Genomic DNA, 20108 nt, shown 5'->3' on the forward strand with positions numbered 1-20108 from the left:
TGCGGCTGCCGTTGATCGGATGGGCCGCGTGTCAGGACGTCAGCGCGGGCGGCAGCGCGCCGGCCCGCAGCATGTCCCGGATCCGCGCCTTCTGCAGCTTGCCCGTCGCGGTGTGCGGAAGCTCGTCCACCACCACCATCGCGTCGGGGATGCACCACTTCGGGATCTTGCCGTCGTAGAAGGCGGCCATCTCCGCCCATGTCACGCAGCACCCGTCCTGCAGCACCAGCACCAGCAGCGGGCGCTCGCCCCAGCGCTCGTCCGGGCGCGCCACCACCGCGGCCTCCCGCACGGCCGGGTGCGCGCAGGCGATGTTCTCCAGCTCGATGCTGCCGATCCACTCGCCGCCGGACTTCACCACGTCCTTGGTGCGGTCCACCACCTGCACGTAGCCGTCGGCATCCACCGTCACCACGTCGCCCGTCTCGAACCAGCCGGCATGCGCGAAGGCCGGCGCGTCGTCCTGCCCGAAATAGCCGGACGCCACCCAGGGGCCGCGCACCATCAGGCTGCCACGGGAAACGCCGTCGCGCTCCACCGTGCGCCCCTGCGCATCGACCACCCGCAGCTCCACGCCGAACAGGGGCCGCCCCTGCTTCGCGGAAAGCGCGGCCATGTCCGCTTCCGGCAGGCCGCGGTGCTTGGCCAGCGGCGTGTTCGCGACGCCGAGCGGGCTTGTCTCGGTCATGCCCCAGGCATGCACCACCTGCACCCCGTGCGCCCGGAAACGCTCGATCATCACGGGCGGGCAGGCCGAACCCCCGATGACCATCCGCCGCAGGCTCGCGAAGCGCTTGCCCTGCTCGCGCATCCAGTCCAGCAGCGCCATCCAGACCGTGGGCACGCCCGCGCTGAAGGTGACGCCCTCCTCCTCCATCAGCGCGTGCAGGCTGGCGCCGTCCAGCTTCGGCCCGGGCAGCACCAGCTTGGCGCCCACCATCGGCGCGGCATAGGGCAGGCCCCATGCGTTCACGTGGAACATCGGCACCACGGGCATCACGACGGAACCGGCGGAAAGGCTGAACACGTCGGGCGAGCAAACCGCCATGGCATGCAGCACGGCGGAGCGGTGGCTGTAGAGCACCCCCTTCGGCTCGCCCGTGGTGCCGGAGGTGTAGCACAGCGCGCAGGCCGTGTTCTCATCCAGCTCGGGCCAGTCGAAGCCGTCCGGCGCGGCCGCAAGAAGCGCCTCGTAGCAGAGCAGCTCCGGCAGCGTCGTGGAGTGCGGCATGTTCGCAGCGTCCGTCATGACGACGACGGGCGGAAGCGCGGGCAGCCGCCGGGCCAGCTCCTCCAGCAGAGGAACGAAGCCGGGATCCACGAACAGCGCGGCATCGCCGGCATGCCCGATGATGAAGGCGATCTGCTCGGGGAACAGGCGGGGGTTGATGGTGTGGCAGATCATGCCGCCGCCGCCGACGCCGTAGTAAAGCTCAAGGTGGCGGTGGCTGTTCCAGGCCAGGGTTCCGATCCGGTCGCCCGGCTTCAGCCCGAGCAGCCGCAGCGCATTGGCCAGCCGCCCGCAGCGCGCCCAGGCCTCGGCATAGGTGGTGCGGTGCAGCGCGCCATCCGGCAGGCGCGACACGATCTCGGTTTCGGCGTGGTAGGCGGCGGCATGACGAAGGATCGAGGTGGTCAGGAGGGGCACGTCCATCATCATGGCGCGCATTCTTGTTTCTCTCCCAGGACAGGGCCTTCGCTCGCCATCCTTCCCGCGCCGGAGCGCGGGAACACGTCGGCATCGCCTCTTGCGCAAAGTTCAGCAGCCCGGTCCCGAAAGAGCAAGGTCTTTGCTCCCGGGACGGGATGGCGGGGCGCCCTCACCCCTCCGCTTCAGCGCGCCAGCGGATCGGGGCGCATCTGCACGCGGAACACGCGCGGCCGCTCGCCCTTGCCGGTCTCGCTGTGAAAGGGCGTGCGCGTTCCGGTGGTCGTCCAGACGCCGCGCCCGCGCCAGCCGGTGTCCGGGTCGTCGATCCGCCCATCCACGTTCTTGGTGAAGAAGCCCGCCGGATAGGGCACGCGCAACTGGTGCAGCCGGCCATCGACCAGCACGGTCAGGGATTCGCTCCCGTTCGTGCTGGCGATCGGCACGTCGTTGCCGAGCCCGAGCGTGTTGAAGCGGTCCACCCACACGTAATACGCATGGTCCGCGCTGCCGTTCGGGTCCACGCCCGCGAATTGCGGGCCGGGAAAGCGGTGCAGCGTCCAGCCCTCCTCGCATTGCCGCCCGGTCGCGGCACTGGGCCCGGTCAGCGGCGAGGTGCACTTCGAACGGTCGAAGCTCGCCAGATGGCCGCTGGCCAGCGTGGTCCAGACCACGCCCTTGCTGTCCACGTCGATCCCGCGCGGGCTGAAGCTGCCCGGCGGCGGCTGGAAGATCTCGGTCAGCCCGGTGTTGGCGGGGTCGTCGCCGGGGATGAAGCGGATCAGGAAGCCCGGCTGGTCCACGCGCGAGAAGCCGCTGTCCATCGACTGCCCCCAGATCGAACCGTCCGTGGGGCTGGGCTGCACGCCGTAGAGGCTGGCGATGATCCGCTTCTGCTTCGTGAGATCGAGCGGCGCGTTGGCTTCCACGTACTCGCCGCGCCGGCCCAGGCCCGGAACGTCGATCACCATCGGCGACCAGCCCTGCGATGTCCGGGCGTCGCGCGTTTCAAGGAAGCGCCGCGTGTTCAGCCAGCCGATCGCCCCGCCCGTCGGACCGCCCCAGCTTGTCCACAGAGTGTTGTCGGCGTCGTAGCCGAAATAAAGGTGGTGCGTCTGGAAGCAGGTGTCGATCAGGTCGAACTTCCGCGTCGCCGGGTCATACACCGAAAGCTGCCGCCCCGATGCCGGAAGCGGCGCGATGCGGGCGGACGGATGGTCGCCGCCGGCCTTGCACCAGTCCGGCTGCGCCTCCGCCGGGCGGATGCGGGCCGCGAACCAGACCAGCCCGCGGCCGTCCATGATCAGGTTGTGGTTGCTGGTATGCCCGTCCCAGATCGCCTCGTCGCCCCAGAAGGGGGAGGTGCCGCGCGGCTCGTCCGCAGCGCTCGGTGTTTCGGGATGGGCGAAGGGGTGGCGGATCGTCCAGGCGCGGTGCGTGTTGGGATCCAGCACCGGCACGTCGTCGGTCGATTCCTCCGGCGAGCCGTAGATCAGCCCGCGCGGGAACAGGGTCGGGTCGCGCTTGTCGGTGGAGATGGCGTCGTGCAGGTAGGTGGTCGGCTCCGCCCAGTCCCACAGCGTCACCACCATGTTGCGCGCCAGCCCCTCCGGCCGCGCCGGCCGTTCGGAGGGCAGCTCGCCCCGCGCGATCCGGTCGGTCCAGTCGGCGAAGTGCGAGATGCCCCGCTCCGGCCCGAGGCGACCGATGGAGACCGCCATCGCGCCCATGGCCTGGCCGGACTGGATGCGCCGGAACCACATCTCGCTGGAATTGGGGAACTCGCCCAGCGCCGGGCTCGGGTGGCGGATGTTGGCGCTGCCCAGCGCGTGGCAGGACTGGCAGGACTGCTTGACCGTATCCACCCAGGCGTTCTGGCTGCGCATGAAGTCGGGGATGCCGTTGCCGCCCGCGCCGTCCCCCGTGCCCGGGAACTGGTCGGCCGGCGGGATCCGCAGCATCGAGTACCAGTACATGCCCGGGTAGAGCGCCGCCGCCGCGGCCGGGCCGGGCGCGGGGGTCGCGACCAGGTTCAGCGCCTGTCCGGGCCTCGCCTCCACGCGCGGGCCGTCCACCAGCCCGTAGCCGCGCGTCCAGACCCGGAAGGTCGCGCCCGGCAGGTCGGGAATCAGGAAGCGGCCCTGGTCGTCCGTCACGACGATCTTGGCGAACTTCGTGGGCAGGTCGGTGGTTTCGGCGATCACCCAGATGCCGGCCTCGGGTCCACCCGGCCCGCTGACCACGCCGCCGATATCGGCCTCCCCCATGGCCACGGCGGGCGCGGGAGCGGGCGTGGCAGCCGGAGCCTGGGCGCGCGCGCCCGTCGGCGTCGACGCGAGCAGAGCGGCCAGCACGGCCGCGGGCCAGCGTGCCCCACGGTTCACCTCGGACATGCCTCGACCTCCCGCGCCGCCCTCGTTCCGGGGCGGCTCGCCCCGGAACCGTAGCAGCGGAGTGGCGCGGAGCCGTAGAAAAATCCGGGGCCCTCCGCCGGCGCTTCTTCCTTCCGTCCCGCCGGAACCTCCCCGATACTCCCGGGGAGGAAACAGTTCGGAAAGAACCCCATGCCCGTCACCCGCCGCCACGCGCTCGGCCTGGGCGCCGCCGCGCTCGGCACGCCCGCCCTCGCCCAGCGGAACTTCCCCGACAAGCCCATCCGCATGCTGGTGCCCTGGGCGCCCGGCGGCACCACCGACGTGCAGATGCGCGCCTTCTGCGAGGCGGCAGGCAAGCGCCTCGGCCAGCCCGTGGTGGTGGAGAACAAGGCGGGCGCCGGCGGCATCCTCGGCGCCCAGGCGCTGCTGAACGAGCGGCCGGACGGCTACACCCTGTCGCAGATGCCCATCAGCGTGTTCCGCATGCCCTTCATGAGCCAGCGCCCGCTCTTCGACCCGCTGGCCGACTTCACCTATGTCACCCACCTCACGGGCTACCTCTTCGGCGTGGTGGTGCGCGCCGACGCGCCCTGGGCGGACTTCCCCGCCTTCCTGGCGGATGCCAAGGCCAATCCCGGCCGCTTCAACTACGGCACGCCCGGCGTCGGCACCTCGCTGCACATCACCATGGAACAGATCGCGGGCCAGCGGGACGTGCAGTGGGTGCACGTGCCCTTCCGCGGCGTGGCCGAGAACATGCAGGCGCTGCTCGGCGGCCAGATCCACGCCACCGCCGACAGCTCCGGCTGGGGCCCCCTGGTGGAGGACGGCCGGCTGCGCCTTCTCGTCACCTGGGGTCCGGAGCGCGCCAAGCGCTTCCCCCGGGTGCCGACGCTGAAGGAGCACGGGATCGACCTCGTCTCCACCTCCCCCTACGGCGTCGCCGGGCCGAAAGGCATGGACCCCGCCACGCTGCGCATCCTCGATGCCGCCTTCCAGGGCGCGGTGGCCGATCCCGCCCACATGGCCGTGCTGGACAAGTTCGACATGCCCGCGATGCCCATGGGCCCGGAGGCCTACACCGCCTTCGTGCGGCGCACGGTGGAGGATGAATCGGCGATGATCCGGCGCATGGGCCTGCGGCTGTGAAACGGTGCCGCGGGGGCGCGCCCCCGCGGCGCCTCACGCGGCCGGCGGCGTCCCGCCCGCCCCCAGCTCGATCAGGTCGCGCCGCACCCGCCGCAGCCGCTCGGACGCGTCCTGAAGGTGCCGCTGCGCCTCCGGCACGTCGCCCCGGGCCAGCGCCCTGGAGCAATCATCGAGCGAACCACCCAGCAGATCGAGGATGGTTTCCGCCGCCTGGGATGCGGGCGAGTTCATGTTCATCACGCCGTTATCGGTCGCGCGGGCTGGCTTTGCGAGCGAATACGGAGGCTCAGCCGCCCTCGGCCTCCCGCCGCATCGCCTCCCACAGCGCCGCCACATGCGCGCGCTCCGTCGCCTCGGCGCCCACGGAAACCCGCACCATCCAGCGCCCGTCCAGCACGGCGGGGGTGAGATAGGCGGCGCCCGAGCGGTTGATCCCCTCCGCCCAGCGCAGCGTGTGCCGGTCCAGCGCCTCCCCCTCCAGCCCCGCGGGCGCGTGGCGGAGGCACACGGTCTGCAGCACCACGGGCGCCAGCACCTGCCAGCCGGGCGCGGCCGCCACCTGCCCGGCCAGCCAGCGCGCGTTCTCCATGTCGCGCCGCAGCCGCGCGCGCAGCGCCGCGACACCCTGCTCGCGCAGCACGAACCACAGCTTCAGCGCGCGGAACCGCCGCCCGAGCGGGATGCCCCAGTCCCGCAGGTTCTTCACCTGCCCGTCCACCGCGCTCTGCAGGAAGCTCGGGTTGGTGGACATCACCCGCACCAGGTGCTGCGGGTCGCGCACGTAGTACAGGGAGCAGTCGAAGGGCACGCCAAGCCACTTGTGCGCGTTCAGCACCAGGCTGTCCGCGCCCTCCACGCCCTCCCACATCCAGCGGCACTCCGGCAGGATCATCGCGCTGCCGGCCATGGCGGCATCCAGGTGCAGCCACAGGCCGTGGCGGCGCGCCACCTCCGCCACAGCGCCCACCGGGTCGACCGCCGTGGTGGCGGTGGTGCCGGTGGTCGCCACCACCGCGCAGGGCAGAAAGCCGCGGGACAGGTCCTCGGCCACCATCGCCTCAAGCGCGTCCGCCCGCATGGCATGGGCGTCGTCGAAGGGAACCAGGCGGATCCGGTCCCGCCCGATGCCGGCCAGCAGCGCCGCCTTGTCCACGGAGCTGTGGCTGTGCGCCGAAACATAGACCGTGAGCGGCCGCGCCTCGGCCTGCAGCCCGCCGCGGGCCATGGCATAGCCCGTCGCCCGCTCCCGCGCGCAGATCAGCGCCACCAACGTGCTGGTGGAGGCGGTGTCCTGGATCACCCCGCTCCAGCCCTCCGACAGCCCCACCATCTGGCGGACCCAGTCGGTGACGACCTCCTCCAGCTCCGTGATCGCCGGGCCGGACTGCCAGGAGAGGCCGAGAACGCCGAGCCCCGTGCTGGCGAGGTCGCCCAGCACGCCCGCCAGCGGCGCGTTGGCCGGGAAATACCCGAAGAAGCGCGGCGACTGCCAATGGGTGAGGCCGGGCATGATGACGCGGTCGAGGTCCGCCATCACCTCGGCCATGGCCTCCGGCTGCTCGGGCGGCGCGGCCGGCAACCGCGCCCGGACTTCGCCGGGCGCCACCTGCGCGCTCACCGGGTGTTGATCGATCCGCTCGCGGTACCCGGCGATCCAGTCGATGAGCTGATGGCCGGTCCGGCGGAACTCATCGGGCGTCATGCGGAACCTTCGAAAACAGTAATCAGGCGATAAAGAACGGGTGGACCGATCCTCGCTCGCACTGCCGGCCTTCCGCAAGGCCACCCCGGCGCCGCCCCCGCCAAGCCCCGCCACAACCGTTGCGTGCGTGACAAATGATGCGGCGCGAGCCCGGCGGCGACGACCATCCTCCGGCCCTCCATCCAAGGACGGCTCACATGCCCTTCCATGCGCGACGGCCAGGCAGGACCGCGCTGGCCAGCCTCGTTCTCCTGGGATGCGCCGCGGCGGGCGCCCTGGCCGCCGAACGCGCGGCCACGCCGGTCCTGGAACCCATGCAGACCCGGCCGGCCCCGGTGTCGCTGGAACTCCTGAACCTGCGCCTGGTCCGGATGGACGGCAGGATCCGCAACCTTTCGGCCATTCTGGCCCGCCCGGATGCGAGGGGGCGAGCGCCGGCGGACGTTCCGGCCGTGATCCTGGTGCCGGACGGGCTGGGACTGGACCAGCGCATCTCCGCCCTGGCCGAGCGCCTCGCGCTCGAGGGATGGGCCACGCTGGAGATCGACATCGACCCCGTCTCGACGGACGGCCACGCCCCGCAAGGCCCCTTCCCGCTGGCCGCGGAAGCCGATGCGCGCGAGGTGGTGGGGGACCTGGCCCTGGCGCTGCAGGAGCTGAGCGAGGAACCCGGCATCGATCCCAACCGGATCGCCGTGGTGGGCCTGGGCACGGGTGGGCGGGCAGCCCTGCTGGCGGGCTCGGAGGCGGCGATGTCGCACGAGCTGGACACCTTCGGCCCGCGCTTCGCGGCCCATGCCGCCCTTTATCCCGGCTGCGGGCCGCTGCTGGCCGAGGGCTTCGGCAACCCGGCCCCCTGGAGCAGTGCCCCGGCCGCGGCGTTTCACGCCGGCCAGGACGCGCAGAACGCCAACGCGGCGTGCGAAACCCTGGTCAACGCCCTGGCGACGCGCCGCCGTCACCCCGCCCTCTGGCACGTCTACCCGACGGCCACCTATGCCTGGGACCTCGGCGCGGCCATGGGGCAGACCGCGATCCGGCTGGCCAACCTGGGCCCGCCCGCCGTGCCCGTGGCACCGGCCTTCGACATCGCGGAGGACGCGTCCTCGCGGCTGATCGCCTTCCTGCGCCCCATACTGGGTCCGCCCGGACGGCGCTGAAGCCCAGGCCAGGCCTTGCGGGGACCGTTCGCGCCCCGAGATCAGGCGGGCCGCCCCCTTCCCGGGCGGCCCGCCTTTCCGGTCGGCGCACGGCGGACAGGTCTTTCTTCTCGTCGGAGGCTTGCCACGCGCGATGACGTCGCTTCGGTTGCTGGTTGCGGAAAGTGAGACGGCCGAGGAGCGCGAGCGGCGCCGGGCCAGCGTGGGGCGCAGCAGCGGCGAGACCTATCTCGACACGCTGCGTGCCATCGTCCCCGGCGCGGAATGCGACCTGGTCCGCCCGGCCGAGGAGGGCGCGCGGGCGCCGGACAGGGCGGCGCTGGCCGGATACGACGCCGTCTTCCTCACCGGCTCCCCCCTGCATGTGTACGAGGACACGCCGGAGGTGCGGCGGCAGCTCGCCTTCATGCGCGACGTCTTCGCCTCCGGCACGCCCTCCTTCGGCTCCTGCGCCGGGCTGCAGGTGGCCACCGCCGCGGCGGGCGGCACGGTCAGGGAGAACCGGCGCGGGCACGAGGCCGCCTTCGCGCGCCGCATCACCGCCACCGCGGCCGGGCGCGACCACCCGCTTCTCGCCGGCCGCCCCGGCGCCTGGGACGCGCCGGCCGTCCACACGGACGAGGTGGAGCGCCTGCCCGAGGACGCCACCCTGCTGGCCGGGAACGGGGTCAGCGCGGTGCAGGCCGCCGAGATCCGCCACGCCGGCGGCATCTTCTGGGGCGTGCAGTATCACCCGGAGCTTCCGCTGGACGAGCTGGCGGGTGCGCTGCGCCGCCAGGCGGAGAGCCTGATCGAGCAGGAACTGGCGCGCGACAAGGCCGCCGTGGACGACTATGCCGCGCAGATCGAGGCGCTGCACCGCGAGCCCGGGCGCCGCGACCTCGCCTGGCGGCTCGGCCTGGACCCGCAGGTCACCGACCCCGCCCGGCGCCAGACCGAGCTGCGCAACTTCATCGAGCACCTCGTCCGCCCGACCCGGCAGGCGCGCGGCAGGGCCTGACCCGCCGGCTCCCGGCGGCCGGGCGCCTCAGGGCGCCCGCCGCTTCCGCCCCGAAGGCGGTCGCGCCGCCCCTCCTCCCCCTGCGAGAAGCCCTTCCGCCAGCGCGGCCGCCGCCGGGGACAGGCTGCGACCCGCGCGCCGGACCACGCTGATCGCGCGCCGGATCTCCGGCCCCACGATGGGCCGCGTCCGCAGCACCGGCGCCACCCGCAGGTCCACCGCCGAGGAGGGCAGCACGCCCACGCCGAGCCCCGCCCGCACCAGGGCGACCGCCGTGCTCATGTAGGTCGCCTCGCAGGCCGGCAGCGGGCTCACCCCGGCCTCGCGGCAGGCGCGGTCGAACAGGGCGCGCACGCTGCTTTCGGGGTCCATCAGCACCAGCGCCTCCCCGGCGAGGTCCGCCACCGACACGGCGCGGCACGCCTCGAAGCGGTGCCCGGCGGGCAGCACGGCCACCATCCGGTCCTCGAACAGCGGCGTGACCCCGATCTCCGGGTCCGGCTCGATCTCGGTCCCGATGCCGATCTCCACCGCGCCGCTCTTGACCAGCGCCACCACGCCGCGCGCCACGGCATCCCGCACCACCACGCGGATGCCCGGGTTGGCGGCGCGCAGCCGGGCCAGCACCGGCGGCAGCACCGTCGCCCCCACCGAGGGCAGCACGGCCAGCCGCACCAGCCCGCTCCGCCCCGCCGCCGCCTCCCGCGCGCCGGCCACCACGGCGTCCAGCTCCTCCAGAAGCCGGGCGAAGGATTCCACCAGCCCCTGCCCGGCCGCCGTCAACTCCGCCCCGCGCGCGCCGCGGTCGAACAGCCGCAGGCCGAGCGCCGCCTCCGCCTCGCGGAGCTGCACGGTCAGGGTGGGCTGGGACAGGTGGAGCTGCGCCGCCGCGCGGCCGAGGCTGCCCGCCCGCGCCACCGCCACCGCCGCGCGCATCTGGCGAAGCGTCAGGGTCATAGAAAACGCCTATGGGAGCGCTCAGGAAGTTTCAATTGCTTTATCGCCGCGCCTTCGGCTCTCTCCCGCGCAAATCCGGAGGAACCGCATCCATGGCCACAGCACCCACGCCCTCGCGCCGCAGCCTCCTGCTGGGCGCCGCCGCGCTGCCCGCCCTGGCCCGCGCCGCCCTGGCGCAGGGCAACTGGCCGGACCGCCCCATCCGCGTGATCGTCCCCTTCGGCGCCGGCACCAGCACCGACATCATGACGCGCCTGGTGACGCCCCGCATGTCGCAGGAACTCGGCCAGCCCATCGTCATCGAGAACCGCCCCGGTGCCGGCGGCGTGGTGGGGTCCGAGGCCGTCGCGAAGTCGCTGCCGGACGGCTACAACCTCTGCATGGGAAGCATCGCCTCCCATTCCGTGAACGTGTCGCTCATGCCGCGCCTTCCCTATGACGTGCTGCGCGATTTCACCCCCGTCTCCCTCGTCACCAACGCACCCAACCTGCTGGTCGTCGGCAACCACGTCCCCGCCCGCACCCTTCAGGAGTTCCTCGCCTGGGCGCGCACGCAGCGCGGCGGCGCCTCCTATGCCTCGGCGGGGAACGGCACCTCCTCCCACCTCGCGGGCGAACTCCTGAAGCAGCGGACCGGCGTGCCGCTGGAGCACGTGCCCTACCGCAGCGGCGCCCAGGCGCTGACCGACATCATCTCCGGCCAGGTCGCCATGACCGTCTACCAGGTCACGGCGGTGCTGCCCTTCGTGCGGGACGGCAAGATGCGGGCCCTGGCCACCACCTCCGCCCGGCGCCTCGAATGGACGCCGGACGTGCCCACCGTGGAGGAGCAGGGCGTCGCCCCCTTCGACGTCGCCGCCTGGCACGGCCTCTTCGCCCCCGCGAACCTGCCCGCGCCGGTGCTCGACCGCATCTTCCACGCGCTGACGACGGCGCTGAACGACCCGAAGCTGCGCCCCAAGCTGAACGAGCAGGGGCTGGAGCCCGTCGGCATGGCGCCCGCCGCCTTCCGCCCCTGGCTGGAAGCGGACATCGCCAAGTGGCGCGAGGTGGTCCGCGCCGGCAACATCAAGCCGGACTGAGGGCATGAAGACCATCCGCATCGGCGCCGGCTCCGGCTTCTCCGGAGACCGGATCGAGCCGGCCGTGGAGCTGGCCGAGCATGGCGGGCTCCGCTACCTCGTTTTCGAGTGCCTGGCCGAGCGCACCATCGCGCTGGCCCAGCTCGCGCGCAGGCGCGACCCGGAGGGCGGCTACGACACGCTGCTCGCCGCCCGGATGCGGGCCGTGCTGCCGGCCTGCCGGCGCCAGGGCATCCGCATCGTCACCAACATGGGCGCCGCCAATCCCCTGGCGGCGGCGCGGCGCGTGGCGGAGGTGGCACGGAGCCTGGGCATGCCCGGGCTGCGGATCGCGGCCGTCACCGGCGACGACGTGACCGACCGCCTGCGCGGCACCGACACCGCGCTGGACGAGGGCGGCACGATCGCCGCCCTGGGCAACCGGCTCGTTTCCGCCAACGCCTATATCGGCGCCGGGCCGATCGCGCGGGCGCTGGAGGCCGGGGCGGAGGTGGTGGTGACCGGCCGCGTGGCCGATCCCGCCCTGTTCCTGGGCCCGCTGATGCACGAGTTCGGCTGGGCGGAGGACGACTGGCCCCGCCTCGGCCGCGGCACCGTGGTGGGGCACCTGCTGGAATGCGCGGGCCAGGTCACGGGCGGCTACTTCGCCGATCCCGGCTTCAAGGACGTGCCGGACCTCGCCCGGCTGGGCTTCCCGCTGGCCGAGGTGGACGGGAACGGCGATGCCCTGATCACCAAGGTGCCGGGCACCGGCGGCCGCGTCACGCCCGCCACCTGCAAGGAGCAGTTGCTCTACGAGGTGCACGATCCCGCCCGCTACCTCCAGCCCGATGTCGCCGCCGATTTCTCGGGCGTGCGGGTGGAGGCGGCGGGGGAGGACGCGGTGCGCGTCTCGGGCGGCGACGGCGCGGCGCGCACGGGGCTGCTGAAGGTGTCGGTGGGCTGCCACGAGGGCTGGTTCGGCGAGGGGCAGATCTCCTATGCCGGCCCCGGCGCCGCCGCGCGCGGGCGCCTGGCGCTGGAGATCGTGCGCGAGCGCCTTCGCCTGATCGGCCACGAGGCGGAGGAGCTGCGCTTCGACCTGATCGGGATGGACGCCATCCTCGGCCCCCCCGGGGGCGCCCCCGGGATGGGCTTCGAGCCACGCGAGGTGCGCGCCCGCGTGATCGGCCGCTGCAACTCCCCCGAGGAGGCCGAGCGCATCGCGCACGAGGTGGACAGCCTCTACCTCAACGGCCCCGCCAGCGGCGGCGGCGTGGTGAAATCCGTGCGCGAGGTGGTGGGCATCCGCTCCTGCCTCGTTCCCGAGGCGATGGTGAGCGCGGGCCTCACCTGGATGGAGGCGTGAGATGATCCTGCGCGAACTCGCCCATGCCCGCACGGGCGACAAGGGCGACATCTCCTGCATCTCCGTGATCGCCTACGACGCGGCGGACTACCCGCGGCTGGAGCGCGAGGTCACGGCGGAGCGGGTGCGGGCGCATTTCGCCGGCATCGTCCGCGGCGAGGTGCGCCGCTACCTCCTGCCGAACATCGGCGCGCTGAACTTCGTGCTGGAGGGCGCGCTCGGCGGCGGCGTCACGCGCACCCTCGCGCTCGACGCCCACGGCAAGTGCCTGGCGTCGCGCATGCTGGAGCTGGAGCTTGCCGCCGCCGGCCCGGCCTAGGGGATGATCCGCAGGGTGCGCAGCCGCCCGAACAGTTCGGTGAAGGCGTCGTCCGTCGCCTGGTAGCCGGTGAAGCCGAGCTTGCGGCTCTTGCTCATGTCGGTCACCACCTCGATCGGGCGGCCGAGATCGGCATCCGTGTGCCAGGCCGAGGCCAGGCGGCTCAGGTCGGGCTCGGCGAGGCTGTGCCGGGCCGCGATCTCCGCCCAGAGCGGACCGGCATCCGCGAGCTGCGTTTCAAGCGGCGTGCCCTGGCCCGGAAAGGGCGCCGGCTCCAGCCCGAACCAGTTCGCGATGCGGCCCCACATCCAGCTCCAGCGGAAGATGTCGCCGTTCACCACGTTGAAGGCCTCGTTGCGCGCCGCCGGGGTGGTTGCGGCCCATTCCAGGTGCCGGGCGAGCAGCCTGGCATCCGTCATGTCGCTCAACCCGTTCCACTGCGCCGCCGAGCCCGGGAACAGGAAGGGCCGGCCGGTTTCGCGGCAGATCGTGGCATAGGCGGCCAGCGTGACCCCCATGTTCATGGCATTGCCGATGGCGTAGCCGATGATGGTGTGCGGCCGGTGCACGCTCCAGCCGAAGCCGTCGCGCCCGGCGGCGGCGAAGACCTCGTCTTCCTGCGCGTAGTAGAAGTTCTCGACGTCGAGCCGCGGCTGCTCCTCGCGGAAGGGGGTCGCCGGCAGCGTGCCTTTGCCATAGGCCTCGAACGGACCCAGGTAGTGCTTCAGCCCGGTCACCAGCGCGGCGTGCTGCAGGCTGGCGCCGGGCCGCAGCGCGTCCAGCAGGTTGCGCACCATGGCGGCGTTGACGCGGATGTTCTCGGCCTCGGTCGGCTGGCGCATCCAGGTCGTGATGAAGACGTGGCTGGGGCGCAGGTCGCGCAGCGCGCCGCCGAGCGCCGCGGGGTCCAGCAGGTCCGCGGCCACGGGGCGCAGCCCCTCGATGTCGGAGGGCGGCCGTCGCGCGAGCCCGCTCACCTCCCATCCCTGGCCTAGAAGCTGGCGGGCCAGATTGTTGCCCACGATGCCACTCACACCCACCACCAGCGCCGATCGCGTCATAGGCCATCCAAACTGTTCTGCGGGCCGCGAGATGGGTGCCCCGGCCGTGCCGAACCAGCGGGATGCCGGTTACTTGACCGGTTGCTTGCCGGGTTGCTTGCCCGATGGCTTGATCGGCGCGGGCACCCGCGGCGGACGACCCCGGCGCCGGGGGGCACCCGGCGCATCGTCCGCAACGGGCCTGGCGGCCCTGGCCGGCCCGGCGCCGGCGCGCGGGCTGAGCGCATCGGTGCGGAGCACATGCTCCACGCAGTTGTTCAGGTGCTCGGTCAGCACCTGCCGGCCCGCCGCGCTGTCCCGGGCCAGGGCGCATTCCAGCAGCCGCCGGTGCTCCTCCGCCGCCGCGGCGCCACGAAACACCACGGCGACCATCTGGTAGCGGAGATAGCGGTCGTAGATGGCCGCATGCGCCTCCAGCAGCACCTTCGAGCCGCAGGCGGCGATCAGGGCGCGGTGGAACTCCCAGTCATAGCGCTTCCACAGCTCGGCATCGGCCGCCTCCCCGGCCAGGAGGCGGCGCTCGATCCGGTCCAGCTTATGGTGGGCGGCAACGACGCCCCCTTCCCAGTCCAGCCCCCCGGCGGCGAAGGAGCCCTCCATGGCGTGCGCCTCCAGCAGGAGGCGGAGTTCGGTCACCTCGCGGAAGTCGTCGGGGGAAACCGGCGCCACCTCGAAGCCGCGCTGCCCTTCGGCCGTGATCAGGGCCTCGGAAGCCAGGCGGCTGAGCAGTTCCCGCAGGGTGCTGACGCTGGCGCCATAGGTTTCCCGCATCCGGTCCAGGCCGAGCTTCTGCCCGGGCGCGAGCCGCCCGAACACGATGTCGGCGCGGATGCGCCGGTAGGCCAGTTCCGCGACCGATCCTTCCCCGGCGTCCTGCATCGCATCCTCCCTCGGGGCAGCCATGGTGCATCCCCGGCCCAATTCCACAAGCGCCGGGGGCAGCGGGTTTTCCAATTTATGCCAGATGATTTATTGAATCTATGTTGATTGTACGAATAAAGGCCGATAGGGTGCCCCGAACAAAGGGCGGGCAGGCCCTGCGGAGAAGGGGGAACGCAATGGCGGATGATCGGGACCACGCCCGGCCTGCGGCACGGATGCCGGCATGGATGCCGGCCCGGGGCGGGCTCGCCGGACGGCGCGCGTGAGCGGATCCATCCATGTCCTGAACGGGCCCAACCTGAACCGCCTCGGCAAGCGCGAGCCGGAGATCTACGGCCACACGACCCTGGCCGAGGTGGAGGCCACCTGCCGGGAGGCGGCCGGCGGCATGCCGCTGGTCTTCCGCCAGACGAACCACGAGGGCCAGCTCGTCGACTGGATCCACGAGGCCACGGACGGGGACGCCGCCGGGCTGGTGATCAACCCGGCCGGGCTGACCTTCACCTCGATCCCGCTGCTGGACGCGCTGAAGATGTTCGGCCGGCCCATCATCGAGCTGCACATCACCAACATCCACCGGCGCGAGGCCATCTACCACCGCTCGCTCGTCTCCACCGTGGCGACGGCCGTGATCGCCGGGCTTGGTGCCCGCGGCTACGGCACGGCGGTCCGCTCGCTGCGGGATCTGATCGGCTGAGGCCGGCGCCCGGCCCGCGAAACGCCGCGAAAGCGGCCCGGTGAAATCCCAGGGGAGAGACCAATGAGAAAGACACCTGCGGGCGAGTCCGCGCCCCGCCTCCGCCGCCGTGCGCTGCTGGCGGGAATCGGCGCCGCCGGGCTGCTGCCCACCTCCGGCGCCTGGGCGCAGGCGCCCGGCTATCCCACGCGCAACGTCAGCATCATCGTGCCCTTCGCGCCCGGCGGCTCCACCGACTTCGTGGCCCGCCTGCTCGCGCAGCACCTCTCCACCGCGCTCAACGGCAACTTCGTGGTGGACAACCGGGCGGGCGGCAGCGGCACGGTCGGGCACGGCGCGGTCGCGCGCGCCAGGCCGGACGGCTACACGCTGGGCGTTTCCCCAACCGGCACCTTCGCGCTCGCGCCCTTCCTGTTCGACCGCCTGCCCTATGACAGCGACAACGGCTTCGCACCGATCGGCCTGCTCGCGGGCAACGCGATGTTTGTCTGCGTTCCCGCATCCAGCGCGATCAAGAGCTACGCCGACCTGGTCGCGCAGGCGAAGCGCGAGCCGGGCAAGCTGACCTACGGCTCCGCCGGGGCCGGGACGGTCAGCCAGCTCGCGCCCGAGCTGATGCTCGACATGTCCGGCACGGACATGCTGCACGTCGCCTACCGCTCGGGCGGGTTGCAGGTGCAGGCGCTGCTGGCGCGGGAAACCAGCATGGCCTTCGTGGACACGGTCACGGCCCTGCCCCACATGCAGACGGGCGATATCCGCGCGCTCGCGGTCACCAGCGCCGACCGCAGCCCGCAGGCGCCCTCCGTGCCGACGCTGGCCGAGTGCGGCCTCGCGGGATACCGCGCCACCAACGATTTCGGCTTCTTCGCCCCGGCCGGCACGCCGCCGGCGATCGTGGCGCAGCTGTCCACCGCCACGCGGGCCATTCTGGCCATGCCGGACGTCAAGGCCCGCCTGGACTCCGCCGCCATCAACATCTACGCCGCACCGCCCGAGGCCTTCGCCGCCTACCAGGCGGAAGAAGGACGCCGCTGGGGCGACCTGATCCGGCGCCGCAACATCAAGATGGAATAAGCGGCGTGACGATGCGAGCGGCCATGCTGGCGATCTGGAGCGACGTGGCTCCGGAGCGGGAAGCCGACTACCTGCACTGGCTGGCGCGCGAGCACACGGCGGAGCGGATCGGCATCCCCGGCTTCGAGGCCGTGCGCGTCCTCCGTGCCGGCCTGCCCGGCGTCTGCCGCTTCCTCATCCTCTATGACCTCGCCGGCCCGGCGGTGCTGACCAGCCCCGCCTATCTGGCCCGGCTGAACAGCCCGACGCCGTGGACGCAGCGCATCATGCCGGGCCTCGGCCGCTTCGCGCGCGGCGGCGGCCGGGTGCTGGAGGAGGTGGGGCGGGGCCAGGGCGCGCACCTGCTCGCGCTGCGGCTCGGCCAGCGCCCCCAAACGAACCGGGCGCTGCTCGAGGCGATCGCGGCGCAGGACCGGATCTGCGCCGCCCGCCTGCTCGACATCGATCTCGCGGGCACGGAGGTCGGCACGGAGGAGAAGGGGCTCCGCGGCGGCGATGAAAGCTTTCCCGGCCTGCTGCTGATTGAGGCGCTGGACGCGGAGGCGCTGCCGCGCGTGCTGTCGGACCAGCGGGACGCCATCCTGGCCCTCGGCGCGCGGGAGGCGCCGCCGGTGGTTTACTCGCCGGTCTTCGCCCTCCGGAAGGCGGAACTGGAATCCTGATATAACAGGTCATGTTGGCACGGGCTGGGGGCGCTGCGGTGAACGCCGCGTAACGCAGGCCGGGCTATCCAGCCCTGCCTGCGCGTTCCATTCTTGCGCAACCCGGATGCGACCATGGAGATTTCCAGGATGGACGATGCTGCGCTGGCCCGGATCAAGGCCCTTCAGCCGGAACTGACCGCGATTCGCCGCGACATCCACGCCCATCCCGAGATGGGCATGGAGGAGGTGCGCACCGCCGCGCTGGTGGCGGAAACGCTGCGCGGCTGGGGGCTGGAGGTGACGGAGGGCATCGGCAAGTACGGGGTGGTGGCGACGCTGAAGGGCCGCCGCCCCGGGCAGCGCGCCATCGGGCTGCGCGCGGACATGGACGCGCTGGCGATCGAGGAGGCGACGGGCCTGCCGCACGCCTCCGCCAACAAGGGCGTGATGCATGCCTGCGGGCATGACGGCCACACCACCATGCTGCTGGGTGCCGCGCGCCACCTGTCGCAGAACCCGGATTTCGGCGGCACCGTGCAGTTCATCTTCCAGCCCGCCGAGGAAGGCCGCGGCGGCGCGAGGGCGATGCTGGCCGACGGCCTGTTCGATCGCTTCCCGGTGGACAGCGTCTATGGCCTGCACAACGAGCCCGGCCTGCCGCTCGGCCAGTTCGCCATCCGCCCGGGCCCGGCCATGGCGGCGGGCGACCGCTGGGTGGTGACCTTCCGCGGCACCGGCGGGCATGGCGGCGCCTCCCCGCACCTGGCGACGGATGTCGCGGTGCTCCAGGCGCAGTTCGTCATGGCGCTGCAGACGGTGGTGGCGCGCAACATCGCGGCGGTGGACGCGGCGGTGATCAGCGTCGGCGCGATCCATGGTGGCTCCATGGCCTCCACCAACGTCATGCCGTCCGAAATGGTGATCGGCGGCACAGCGCGGTCCTACACCACCGCCGTGCGGGACATGATGGAGCGGCGGATGCGGGAGCTGGCCACCGGCCTCGCCACATCCTTCGGCTGCACGGCGGAGGTGTTCTATGGCCGGCACGGCGAGGCGCTGGTGAACCATGCCGAGCAGACGCAAGTGGCCATCGCCGCCGCCGCCACCCTCGCGGGGGCGGAGAAGGTGGAGGGCAACGCGCCGCTGATCACGGGAGGAGAGGACTTCTCCCTCATGCTCAAGGCGCGGCCCGGCGCCTTCATGTTCATGGGCATCGGCGCCGGCGGCCCCAGCTCCGAGGGGCTGCACACGCCGACCTACGACTTCAACGACGACGCCATCCCGCTCGGCGTGGGCTACTGGGTCAGCCTGGTGGAGCAGGAACTCGGCAGCGTCGGCGACGGCGCCTGAAGGCGGGGGCGCGCCACCGCCCGGCGCGCCCTCCCGTCACCGCGCGGGCCGCACGTCCTGCGCCAGCGTCATCTCGTCCGCGCGCGGCGTGTGCGTCAGGCCCTGGCGCATGGCCCAGATGTTCTTCTGGATGTGAAGCGGGATCCAGGCGACGTCGCGCGCCGCGATGCGCGTCGCTTCCTGCATCAGCCCCTCGCGCGCCTCGTCGTCGGCGGTGCCCATCGCGCGGGCGAGCACGGCGTCGAATTCCGGGTTGGAATAGCCGGTGCGGTTCACCGTGCCCCAGCCCCGTTCCATGTCGCGCGTGCCCAGCAGCCCCCGCAGGCCGGATGAGGGCTCGCCGTTGGAATTGGCCCAGCCGCCCAGCGACATGGAGTTGTCCAGCCGCGTGGTCCGCTGCACCAGGGTCGCGAAGGGGATGACGTCGACCTTTGTCCTCACGCCGATCCGCGTCCACATCTGCCCGATGCTCTGCGCCACCTGGGCGTCGTTGATGTAGCGGTCGTTGGAGGCGAGCAGGGTGATGGTGAAGCCCTGCGGGAAGCCGGCCTCGGCGAGCAGCCGGCGGGCGCGGTCCGGATCGAAGGCGGGCGGCGGGAGGTCGGCGGCGAAGCCGTAGGCGCCGGGGGGCATGAACTGGCCGGAGGGGATGGCGGCCCCGGACATGGTGCGCTCCGCGATGGCCGGGCGGTTGATGGCGACCGACAGCGCCTGGCGCACCCGCAGGTCGCGCAGCGGGTTGGTTGCCAGCGGCTCGCCGTTCGGGCCGGACACATAGGGCGTCTCGGCCCGGAAGTCGGATCGGAGATAGATCGAGCGCAGGCTGACGGTCTCGGAAAGGATCACGCGCGGCTCGGCACGCAGGCGCAGGAGGTCCCCGGTGGGCACGGAATCGATAAAGGACACGTCCCCCGCCCGCAGCGCCGCGACGCGCGCGCCGTCGTTGGAGATCACGCGGTAGTTCACCCGCGCCCAGGCCGGCGCCTCCCCCCAGTAGCGGTCGTTGCGCTCCATCTCCACGCGCTCCCCGTGGCGGTAGGCGAGGAGGCGGAAGGGGCCCGTGCCGATGGCCGCGCGGCCGCTGTTGAAGTCGCTCGTGAGGTTGTTCTCGCCCAGGCCGTGCCAGATGATCGCGATCTGCGAGAGGTCGGCGGGCAGGAGGGGGTAGATGCCGTCGGTGCGGAAGCGGATGGTGTGCGGGTCCACCACCTCCATGCCCTTGATCGCCTTGGTGAAGACGGCGAAGGAGCCGGGGCTGTTCTGCACGCGCGGCACGTGGTCGATGGTGTAGGTCACGTCCGCCGCGGTGAAGGGCGCGCCGTTGTGGAAGGCGACGCCCCGGCGGAGCCTGAACTCCCAGGTGCTGTCATCCACCAGGCGCCACGCCTCCGCGAGGCCGGGAACGAGGCGCCCCGTCGCGTCGCGGTGCACGAGGTTGTCGAAGACGTGCTGGGCGAGCGCGGAGTTGGGCGTCAGCGTGTAGAGGTGCGGGTCCATCGAGGTGGGCGGCGCGCCCACGGCGAGGTCCAGCGAGGGCCCTTCCGCCGCAAGGGCCGGAAGCGGCAGAACGGGCGCCATCGCGGCGGCCAGGAGCAGTCGGCGGGACGTGCGGATCATCGTTGGCCTCCTCCGCCGCCGAACCGGCGGCGGGTGCTGG

The 20108-nt window shown here is 72.5% G+C and carries 18 protein-coding genes; 10 read left to right on the forward strand and 8 right to left on the reverse strand.

From position 1 onward, the window contains the following. Nucleotides 1-31 precede the first annotated feature (31 nt). A complete protein-coding gene (locus tag ACFFIC_RS26380) occupies nt 32-1669 on the reverse strand; it encodes a long-chain fatty acid--CoA ligase (RefSeq protein ID WP_377056047.1) in 1638 nt (545 codons plus the stop codon). Nucleotides 1670-1833: 164 nt separating this feature from the next. Continuing rightward, nucleotides 1834-4041 carry a hypothetical protein gene (locus ACFFIC_RS26385; RefSeq protein ID WP_377056049.1) on the reverse strand — a complete coding sequence of 736 codons (2208 nt, stop codon included), beginning with the start codon at nt 4039-4041 and terminating at the stop codon, nt 1834-1836. 171 nt (nt 4042-4212) lie between these two features. On the opposite strand from ACFFIC_RS26385, the gene ACFFIC_RS26390 reads away from it, so the two are divergent. Then, on the forward strand, nt 4213-5172 hold the full coding sequence (locus ACFFIC_RS26390) for a tripartite tricarboxylate transporter substrate binding protein (RefSeq protein ID WP_377056051.1): 960 nt from the start codon (nt 4213-4215) through the stop codon (nt 5170-5172). A 33-nt stretch (nt 5173-5205) separates the two neighbouring features. On the opposite strand, the gene ACFFIC_RS26395 is transcribed toward ACFFIC_RS26390, so the two are convergent. Together ACFFIC_RS26395 and ACFFIC_RS26400 are read right to left on the reverse strand one after the other, a co-directional pair. Next, nucleotides 5206-5403, reverse strand: a complete 198-nt coding sequence (locus ACFFIC_RS26395; RefSeq protein WP_377056053.1) for a hypothetical protein — start codon at nt 5401-5403, stop codon at nt 5206-5208. Nucleotides 5404-5458: 55 nt separating this feature from the next. Continuing rightward, on the reverse strand, nt 5459-6874 hold the full coding sequence (locus tag ACFFIC_RS26400) for a pyridoxal phosphate-dependent decarboxylase family protein (protein ID WP_377056055.1): 1416 nt from the start codon (nt 6872-6874) through the stop codon (nt 5459-5461). 197 nt (nt 6875-7071) lie between these two features. Here ACFFIC_RS26400 and ACFFIC_RS26405 point away from each other — a divergent pair, with 197 nt between their 5' ends. Continuing rightward, a complete protein-coding gene (locus tag ACFFIC_RS26405) occupies nt 7072-8034 on the forward strand; it encodes a dienelactone hydrolase family protein (protein WP_377056057.1) in 963 nt (320 codons plus the stop codon). A 133-nt stretch (nt 8035-8167) separates the two neighbouring features. Further along, complete coding sequence (locus tag ACFFIC_RS26410) at nt 8168-9034, forward strand: glutamine amidotransferase-related protein (protein WP_377056059.1); 867 nt, start codon at nt 8168-8170, stop codon at nt 9032-9034. Between the two features lie 27 nt (nt 9035-9061). Here the strand turns inward: ACFFIC_RS26410 and ACFFIC_RS26415 are convergent, their stop codons facing one another. Beyond that, the gene (locus ACFFIC_RS26415; protein WP_377056061.1) at nt 9062-9991 is read right to left on the reverse strand and encodes a LysR family transcriptional regulator; all 930 of its coding nucleotides are present in this window, start codon (nt 9989-9991) and stop codon (nt 9062-9064) included. Between the two features lie 92 nt (nt 9992-10083). Here ACFFIC_RS26415 and ACFFIC_RS26420 point away from each other — a divergent pair, with 92 nt between their 5' ends. From ACFFIC_RS26420 to ACFFIC_RS26430, 3 genes are read left to right on the forward strand one after another with little or no spacing between them, the layout of a single operon-like run. Continuing rightward, a complete protein-coding gene (locus ACFFIC_RS26420; protein WP_377056063.1) occupies nt 10084-11073 on the forward strand; it encodes a Bug family tripartite tricarboxylate transporter substrate binding protein in 990 nt (329 codons plus the stop codon). A gap of 4 nt (nt 11074-11077) precedes the next feature. Continuing rightward, the gene (locus ACFFIC_RS26425) at nt 11078-12421 is read left to right on the forward strand and encodes an acyclic terpene utilization AtuA family protein (RefSeq protein WP_377056065.1); all 1344 of its coding nucleotides are present in this window, start codon (nt 11078-11080) and stop codon (nt 12419-12421) included. 1 nt (nt 12422) lies between these two features. Then, entirely contained in the window at nt 12423-12740 is a 318-nt protein-coding gene (locus ACFFIC_RS26430; RefSeq protein ID WP_377056067.1) for an AtuA-related protein, read from the forward strand. Here ACFFIC_RS26430 and ACFFIC_RS26435 read toward each other — a convergent pair. Continuing rightward, nucleotides 12737-13801 carry an SDR family oxidoreductase gene (locus ACFFIC_RS26435; protein ID WP_377056069.1) on the reverse strand — a complete coding sequence of 355 codons (1065 nt, stop codon included), beginning with the start codon at nt 13799-13801 and terminating at the stop codon, nt 12737-12739. The genes ACFFIC_RS26430 and ACFFIC_RS26435 overlap by 4 nt on opposite strands. A 69-nt stretch (nt 13802-13870) precedes the next feature. Next, on the reverse strand, nt 13871-14704 hold the full coding sequence (locus ACFFIC_RS26440; RefSeq protein ID WP_377056071.1) for a GntR family transcriptional regulator: 834 nt from the start codon (nt 14702-14704) through the stop codon (nt 13871-13873). 241 nt (nt 14705-14945) lie between these two features. Here ACFFIC_RS26440 and ACFFIC_RS26445 point away from each other — a divergent pair, with 241 nt between their 5' ends. From ACFFIC_RS26445 to ACFFIC_RS26460, 4 genes are all read left to right on the forward strand, one after another. Continuing rightward, a complete protein-coding gene (locus ACFFIC_RS26445) occupies nt 14946-15380 on the forward strand; it encodes a type II 3-dehydroquinate dehydratase (protein ID WP_377056073.1) in 435 nt (144 codons plus the stop codon). Nucleotides 15381-15443: 63 nt separating this feature from the next. Further along, complete coding sequence (locus tag ACFFIC_RS26450) at nt 15444-16457, forward strand: Bug family tripartite tricarboxylate transporter substrate binding protein (protein WP_377056075.1); 1014 nt, start codon at nt 15444-15446, stop codon at nt 16455-16457. Between the two features lie 5 nt (nt 16458-16462). After that, nucleotides 16463-17119, forward strand: coding sequence for a hypothetical protein (locus ACFFIC_RS26455; RefSeq protein ID WP_377056077.1), 657 nt, complete (start codon nt 16463-16465; stop codon nt 17117-17119). A gap of 114 nt (nt 17120-17233) precedes the next feature. Beyond that, entirely contained in the window at nt 17234-18451 is a 1218-nt protein-coding gene (locus ACFFIC_RS26460) for a M20 aminoacylase family protein (protein ID WP_377056079.1), read from the forward strand. A gap of 36 nt (nt 18452-18487) precedes the next feature. Here the strand turns inward: ACFFIC_RS26460 and ACFFIC_RS26465 are convergent, their stop codons facing one another. After that, nucleotides 18488-20068 carry an ABC transporter substrate-binding protein gene (locus ACFFIC_RS26465; RefSeq protein WP_377056081.1) on the reverse strand — a complete coding sequence of 527 codons (1581 nt, stop codon included), beginning with the start codon at nt 20066-20068 and terminating at the stop codon, nt 18488-18490. Nucleotides 20069-20108: the final 40 nt, after the last annotated feature.

This window comes from Muricoccus vinaceus, assembly GCF_042433125.1.
Classification (GTDB): Bacteria; Pseudomonadota; Alphaproteobacteria; order Acetobacterales; family Acetobacteraceae; genus Roseomonas; species Roseomonas vinacea.